Annotated in this window: 8 protein-coding genes; 2 read left to right on the top strand and 6 right to left on the bottom strand. The window is 66.2% G+C overall.

Annotated features, from left to right (window positions below; all coding sequences use genetic code 11):
- Window positions 1-206: 206 nt before the first annotated feature.
- From ACRDSQ_RS26440 to ACRDSQ_RS26430, 3 genes are all read right to left on the bottom strand, one after another.
- Window positions 207-359 carry a DUF397 domain-containing protein gene (locus tag ACRDSQ_RS26440; protein ID WP_431424682.1) on the bottom strand — a complete coding sequence of 51 codons (153 nt, stop codon included), beginning with the start codon at window positions 357-359 and terminating at the stop codon, window positions 207-209.
- Between the two features lie 175 nt (window positions 360-534).
- The gene (locus ACRDSQ_RS26435; protein WP_431424681.1) at window positions 535-3843 is read right to left on the bottom strand and encodes an SNF2-related protein; all 3309 of its coding nucleotides are present in this window, start codon (window positions 3841-3843) and stop codon (window positions 535-537) included.
- A 77-nt stretch (window positions 3844-3920) separates the two neighbouring features.
- Window positions 3921-4658: a hypothetical protein gene (locus ACRDSQ_RS26430; RefSeq protein ID WP_431424679.1), complete on the bottom strand. Its 738-nt coding sequence runs from the start codon at window positions 4656-4658 to the stop codon at window positions 3921-3923.
- A 51-nt stretch (window positions 4659-4709) separates the two neighbouring features.
- On the opposite strand from ACRDSQ_RS26430, the gene ACRDSQ_RS26425 reads away from it, so the two are divergent.
- Both ACRDSQ_RS26425 and ACRDSQ_RS26420 read left to right on the top strand, forming a co-directional pair.
- The gene (locus tag ACRDSQ_RS26425; protein ID WP_431424677.1) at window positions 4710-5030 is read left to right on the top strand and encodes a type II toxin-antitoxin system Phd/YefM family antitoxin; all 321 of its coding nucleotides are present in this window, start codon (window positions 4710-4712) and stop codon (window positions 5028-5030) included.
- A complete protein-coding gene (locus tag ACRDSQ_RS26420; RefSeq protein ID WP_431424676.1) occupies window positions 5027-5440 on the top strand; it encodes a type II toxin-antitoxin system VapC family toxin in 414 nt (137 codons plus the stop codon). The genes ACRDSQ_RS26425 and ACRDSQ_RS26420 overlap by 4 nt, the downstream gene beginning before the upstream one ends.
- On the opposite strand, the gene ACRDSQ_RS26415 is transcribed toward ACRDSQ_RS26420, so the two are convergent.
- Genes ACRDSQ_RS26415 through ACRDSQ_RS26405 form a run of 3 tightly spaced genes read right to left on the bottom strand, consistent with a single transcriptional unit; the run spans window position 5421 to window position 6495 of the window.
- On the bottom strand, window positions 5421-5765 hold the full coding sequence (locus tag ACRDSQ_RS26415; protein WP_431424675.1) for a DUF2399 domain-containing protein: 345 nt from the start codon (window positions 5763-5765) through the stop codon (window positions 5421-5423). The genes ACRDSQ_RS26420 and ACRDSQ_RS26415 overlap by 20 nt on opposite strands.
- Window positions 5756-6283, bottom strand: a complete 528-nt coding sequence (locus tag ACRDSQ_RS26410; RefSeq protein ID WP_431424674.1) for a hypothetical protein — start codon at window positions 6281-6283, stop codon at window positions 5756-5758. The genes ACRDSQ_RS26415 and ACRDSQ_RS26410 overlap by 10 nt, the downstream gene beginning before the upstream one ends.
- Window positions 6284-6324: 41 nt before the next feature.
- The gene (locus tag ACRDSQ_RS26405) at window positions 6325-6495 is read right to left on the bottom strand and encodes a hypothetical protein (RefSeq protein WP_431424673.1); all 171 of its coding nucleotides are present in this window, start codon (window positions 6493-6495) and stop codon (window positions 6325-6327) included.
- Between the last annotated feature and the right edge of the window lie 150 nt (window positions 6496-6645).

The raw sequence follows: 6645 nt of genomic DNA, 5'->3' as shown, positions 1-6645 counted from the left end.
GTGATGGATCTCCAGCTCCGCCATGCCACCAAGTCTCCCGGCCACCACCGACAATCCCGGCCCGGTTTCCGGCCTCGACGACTCGTGTCACACGATGGTGTCAACAACGCGGAATGGCTTGCGGTGAAAGAGATTCCGGGTACGCACACCGCGATCTTCCCGATTCGGCTATGCGCCGCCGCCGTGGGTGACACGGCAAAGACAGGTCACGAGCGATCAGCGTTGCCGGATGGGACGGTGAAAACCTGGCCAGTCGGGTCCTTGCTGTCGCGGATGGCGCCGCCTCGATCGGTGAGGGCGAGTTCAGCGCAGTCGTTGTTGTCGCCGCCGGAGAGGCTGCTCTTGTGCCACCTACTGATGATCAGGGGTTCTCCAGTGCTTGATGCGTTTGTGGATCATGTCGGTCGTCTTCGCCGTCGACAGGGCCAACTCGGCGACTTGGTCGAACATGGTCACGGGCGTAGCCCTCGGTCTGGAGTATGCCGGGAATGATCGACAACTCGATGTGAGGCGGCCGCGCGCGATCTGGGCGGGTCAGGTGAACAGGGCTCGGATGTCGTCGGCGTCGAGGCTCGCGCCGAACTCGCCGCCCTCGTCCATGACGTTGGCGAACAGCGCGGCCTTGCGTTCCTTGAGCGCCATCACCTTCTCCTCGATGGTGTCCCTGGCGATCAAGCGGTACACCATCACGTTGCGCCGCTGCCCGATCCGGTGCGCCCGGTCCACCGCCTGCGCCTCCGTCGCCGGGTTCCACCACGGGTCCAACACGAAGCAGTAGTCCGCCTCGGTCAGGTTCAGCCCGAATCCACCGGCTTTGAGGCTGATCAGGAAGACCGGCGCCGAGCCGTTCTTGAACCTGTTGAGAACGGCCGCCCGGTTGCGGGTCTTGCCATCGAGGTAGCAGTAGTTCACGCCAGCGGCGTCGAGCCGGTCCTTGACCTGCCCCAGGAATCCGGTGAACTGGCTGAACACCAGCGCCCGATGTCCGCCCGCGATCACGTCGTCGAGTTGCTCGACCAGGGCATCGATTTTGGCCGATGGGATCCCGCGGTGGGCCTCGTCGATCAGCCCCGCGTGCAGGCTGAGCCGCCGCAGCAGGGTCAGCGACTTCAGGATGGTGAATCGGTTGGCGTTGATGTCGTCGACCAGGCCGAGGACCTTCTGCCGTTCCCGTTGCAGGTGGGTCTGGTAGATCTTGCGGTGCTTCGGGTGCAGCTCCAGCTCCAGCACCTGCTCATGCTTGGCCGGAAGGTCGGCGGCCACCTGTTCCTTGGTGCGCCTGCGCATCAGGGGCTTGATCCGCCTGCGCAGCTGCGCGAGCAACTCGGCGTCGCCCTGCTTCTCGATCGGGGTGGCGTAGTACTCGCGGAACCTGGTCGGGTTCGGAAACAACCCAGGGGAGGTGACCGACAGCAGCGACCACAACTCCATCAGGGTGTTCTCCATCGGCGTGCCGGTGATCGCGAGCTTGAACGGCGCGGGCAGCCTGCGGGCGCACTGGTAGACCTTCGACTGGTGGTTCTTGACGAACTGCGCCTCGTCCAGGATCAAGCCGGACCACGCCATGTTCGCGTACTCCTCGATTTCGAGGCGGAACAAGGTGTAGGAAGTCACCACCACGTCCGTGCCCGCGCACGCCTGGGCCAGCGTCTTTCCCCTTCTGCCTGCTGTGTCGGTGATCGTGACGACCTTCAAGTCCGGCGCGAACCGCGTCGACTCACTGTCCCAATTGGACACAACGCTCGTCGGCGCGACGATGAGGAACGGCGCGCCGTCCGGCTGGGATCGCTTGACGTGACACACCAGGGCCAGCGACTGCAGGGTCTTGCCCAGGCCCATGTCGTCGGCCAGAATCCCGCCGAGCTGGTACTCCCAGATGAACCGCAGCCATTCGTACCCGGCGAGCTGGTATGGCCGGAGCGTAGCGGTGAGGCCAACAGGCGCCGAGCACGTGGTCACCTGGTCGACCGCGCGCAACCCGTCGCGTTGCCGCTGCCACGCCCCGGCCTGGCGGTCGACCACGCCGAGAGCTGCGAGCTCGTCCCACAGGCCGATCTGGAACCTGCTGATCCGCAGCCCATCCCCTGGGGTGTCCTTTAGTGCGCGGGCTTCCTCGATGAGCGTGCGCAGGGAGTCCAACTCCGGCTTGCCCAGAGAGAAGTAGGCGCCGTCGGGAAGCAGCATGTGCGACTGGTCGGTCGACATCGCGACGAACAGGTCGGCGAACGGCACCTCGCGCCCCTCGACGGTGATCGAGACCGAGAGATCGAACCAGTCCGTCTCGCCTGCCCGCTCGTCGACCGAGACGCCGACGCGCAGCGAATCGCCCGTTTCCCGGTAGTCGGCAGGCAAGCCGTCGACCTCCACCGTGACGTCCGACCTGCCCGCCAACATCGGCAGCAACTCGGTGGTGAACCGCATCGTGTCCAGCCCCGCGAGCGCGGCCTTGCCCGAGTCCAGGGCCTTGGCCGGGTCGGCGATCTGGAGTCCGAACCGAGTGACCGTGTCGTCAAGATCGGCCAGGACTTCGCGTTCGGCGACCAGGTCGCGCAACCCGGGATCTGCTTGCGGCGCGAGCGGAACCCGCTGCTCGGCGCCGTCGACCTCGTACCGCCACGCCCAGTCCACGGTCACGCTGTGGTCGGGTCCATAGGCCGCGTGCGCCACCAGCCTCGGCGCGGAGACCCGCGGTGGCGCGAACGCCTCGTCGGTGGACACGACTGCGGCGATTCGCCGCAGTTTCGGATAGAACACCTCCCGGAATCGGCCGACCTCGCCGTCGGGGATCTCCAGCCGGGTGTTCTCCAACGCCATGCGTTGCAGGTGCCGAGGCACCTCCGAGACCAGCCTGGCCAGCCGCAGCGGCCACCGCGCGCTTTCGCCCTTGGCCAGATCGGCCCGATCGACGTACACGAGCCCATGTCCAGAAGCGCCGATGAACCCCACCGGCGCCGGGTCGACGGCGCTCCCGGCGACCACGATCGCCGTCGAGACCGTCAGGGCGTCCGACTCGCCCGCGGTCACGTCGAGATGGAACTCCGCCTCGCCGTAGGGCTGGACCGGGCCCAGGTTCTTGCGCGCGTGAATGATGGACACACCCGCGGCGCGAACCTGGTCCAGCAAGGACCACAGCTGACGTGACTCGAACGCCGTCAGATCGATCGACTTGTCCTCGCGGCCGTAGCCGTAAGAATTCGGATCACTGTCCCCCGCTCGAAACACCGCGTACAAGTCACGCAGGGCCCCAACATGGGTTGGCAGGTAGTGGGACACTTGGTACGGCTGCGCGAGTTTCGACCAGGTCAGCCCACCGCCCACCCATCCGGTCTTTCCCGGGGTGACCAGCCGAGCGGAAACCATCAACGAGTCCGCCGCGACCATGCCTTCTTTGCCCCACCTGGTCGGCTTCGTAGCCAAGGACAACTCGACGGCCAGCGAGGCCGTACCCGATGTCGGCATCCGAAGCGCCCTGCTCGGCTCGATCACCTTGCCCAGAGCCCGTTCCCATTCCGGGACGCGTGGGCGCGACTCGACCACGACTCGGTCGGCCGGCGGCATCGTGCGAAGAACCAGCGCCGCGACGTGTGCGCAATCGACCTCCTCGCGGCAGTCGCACTCACCACGGACGAAGTCAAACGACTCACCGCCACTGCGGAAGTACGCGACCACCCTGCACAGCGTGTCGTCGCGGACAAAGCCGCGCAAGGCGTTCTCCGCGTCAGACCAGTGCACGGTGAGAACACCTTGTGCGCGCAGGATGCGTAAACCGTCGACCAATGCCTCGGTTCCGGTGACCAGTTCGACATCGCCCGCGTCAATACCCCGCAAGGTCACCATCCGCATGCGGGCCACCGTATCGTGCGCGCGTCGGGCGATCGTTCGCGACACGCGTCGTGGCGACGGCGAACCTCGCGACGTTGTCAATGATGTCCGATCAAGTCGCCTACCTGGTTCACGGGGCATCGGGTCCGACGCCGCGGACGCCGATGCGGTTGGATCGCGCCATGGCTTGCCGACTCGACACCGACACCCTGCTGAACTCCGTGGGACGTGAACTCGGGGACCTCGCCCGCGAGCACCTCGACAACGGGCGGGTCCGTGAACTCCACTCCGACCACGGCGGCGCGAGTGCTGTGGTCGTGGACCCCGACCGGGGCCTTGTCGACACCTGGGTCGGGGGTGGTCAACGGCGCCCTCGCGGCCGACTGCGACTGCGCGGTGGGCGATCCCGAGGAGTTGTGCGGACACGCGGTCGCGGTGGCGATGGCCGCGCTGGACCAAGGGCTCACGTTCTCATCAGTCGCGTCGCGCGACACTGATCCCGACGAGCGCCGCCGACCGACGAGTTGCCTGCCGTCGTCGAAGACGCCATCGCTCTGTGGTCCACCATGTCGGCCCACCTCCACGGCGACTGGGATGGTGATGAACCGGACCCCGAGGACATCGCGGTCACGCTGGCCGATCTCCATCATCGACTCTGCGAAGCCTGCGAACCGGAACCGCTCGACCTGGCCGAACGGTTGGCCAGGTTGGTCATCGGCGCCGACATGGACACGTGCCTTGAGGTGCAAGAGCGTTATGTCGACATCCTTGGACCAGTTGGAATGGCCGAGTTCGAAGCTCTGTTGTCCCGACCGCGCCGACGGTGAGCGGATCACCGCTTACGTGGTAAGCTGTGTGCTGTCTAGACAGCACAGTGGGGAGTCGTCATGTCCGAGGTAGCGCACTGGCAGGTCCAGGAGGCGAAACAGCGCTTCAGCGAAGTGCTGCGGGCGGTGGCGCGGGAGGGACCGCAGACCATCACCAAGCACGGGGAAGACATCGCGGTCGTGATCGACATCAGTGAGTACCGACGTCTCAGCGGCCAAACACGAGGTTTTGTCGAGCACCTCATGGCGTTCCCCAAGATCGAAAGTCGGCCAGGGGAAACGGACGTTTTCGACGAGATCGAAGCCGAGCGCGAAGGCGACCTGCCTCGACTGACCGACTTCGAGAGTGAACTCGATCTGTCGGACGGCGCCCACAGGTGAGTTACCTTCTCGACACGAATGTCTTGTCGGAGTGGCGCAAGCCTGTCCCTGACCCCGGCGTGATCGACTGGTTCGCGCGCGTCCATGTCGACGACCTCTATATCAGCGTGGTGACCATCGGTGAAATCCGTCGAGGAGTCTCCAGGCTTTTGGTGCGTGGTGACCATCGGCTGGCAGCGGTCTACGAATCGTGGCTCATCGCCACCAAAGACAGGTTCGCCGACCGAATTATCGCGATCACGACCGAGATCGCCGAGGAATGGGGTCACAGCGGCGCGAGTCATCCGACACCGGCCGCCGACGGGTTGATCGCGGCGACGGCAAAGGCCCGAGGTTGGACCGTGGTGACACGCAACGTCAAGGACTTCGAACCGACGGGCGTCCGCTTGCTCAATCCCTTCTCCGGGTGATCGCCAAGTCGGACATCAGGTCCGACAGGAGCAACTCCTCCTCGATCTTCCTGCCCGCGTGTTTCATCGACGGTCGCAGGTCGAGATCCCAGGTCGCGTCCACGGGTTTGCCGGCGAGCACGTCGCCGGACACGGTGGCGAGCGCTTGCCGGTAGGCCGCCGAGTCGAAGCGCCACGGTTGCCAGGAAACCTGCTGTGACAACCAGTTGGCGATCCGCAGGCCACCCCAGCCGAAGTCGCCGTGGTAGGCGAAACCCGCGCCTTCGGTTGCCAGCGACGCGAGCAGCTCTGCGGCGGCGACCGAGGCGTGACCGCTCAGGCACACCAGGGGTGGGCACTTCGCCCCCAACTCACAGCACCGTGGACGACAGTTCGTCGCGGTGCACGCCCACCGAGACCCAGGCGGCGCGGCGTTCGGCGGCGGGTCCCGCGCTGGTCGGGGCGAGGCCAGCCAGGACTCGGGCTGCGGCAAGGACCACCGTGGCCAGGGGTTGCCGTCATCGAGGTCGTGGGCGTTGGTGGCGCGGTCGCCGTGTCATACACCGTTCCGTGCCCATCGACGGCGTCTTTGAGCCGCTCGCGGGTCAGCGCCACCCTTGTCGGGCTGACCAGCGAGAACTCCGGGCCGACGCGCTGACTGGTCACGAAGAACCAGTGGCGGGCGATGCCCCGGCCCGAGACGGCCTTGAGCCCGCAGCCGAGAGTGCGGCACTCGGTCGACCCGTCGGCAAGACGCCGCCCGAACTCCAGCCAGTTGTAGCCCAGCCGCTCGGAGTGTGGGTGCTTGCCGCCGAGCAGCAGGTTCCAGTCCATCCGTTTGTTGCGGTCGCCGTCGGGTTCCACTCGGTGCGGCGCGAGTTCCCCGTCGAGCAGGAACGGCAGGGTCAGCGCCAGGACCTTCGACTTGCCGGTGCCGTTGTTGCCCGCAGCAGCAGCCTGCCGTCGTGGAAGTGGAATTCCTCCACGTCGTCGTAGAACAAGTCCACCAGCCCGGCGCGCAACGGCTGCCAGCGCCTGGTGTGCGGGATCGGGGCCGTGCTCGGAACCCGGGCCACTTTCCTTGCAGTGGCTCGGTGGCTGTTCAGGCCGCCGAGTGTCGTGGTGTTGCGGGGATGGGTTTTCGGTGTGGGTCCAAATATGCGGGTGGGGTGAACTCGGGCAGGCCGTTGATGATGGTGACGGCCCAGTCGGAGTTGTGGATCAGG

Origin of the sequence: Actinokineospora sp., from assembly GCF_050699995.1 — a bacterium.
Classification (GTDB): domain Bacteria; phylum Actinomycetota; class Actinomycetes; order Mycobacteriales; family Pseudonocardiaceae; genus Actinokineospora.
Note: the sequence above shows the minus strand (reverse complement) of the source record. Positions and strands in the feature narration are given on the sequence as shown.

What these genes read in the sequence shown, in the direction of transcription:
- ACRDSQ_RS26425 (WP_431424677.1), top strand. Translation starts at nt 4,710, where the DNA reads ATGTCCGAGGTAGCGCACTGGCAGGTCCAGGAGGCGAAACAGCGCTTC.
- ACRDSQ_RS26435 (WP_431424681.1), bottom strand. Translation starts at nt 3,843, where the DNA reads ATGCGGATGGTGACCTTGCGGGGTATTGACGCGGGCGATGTCGAACTG.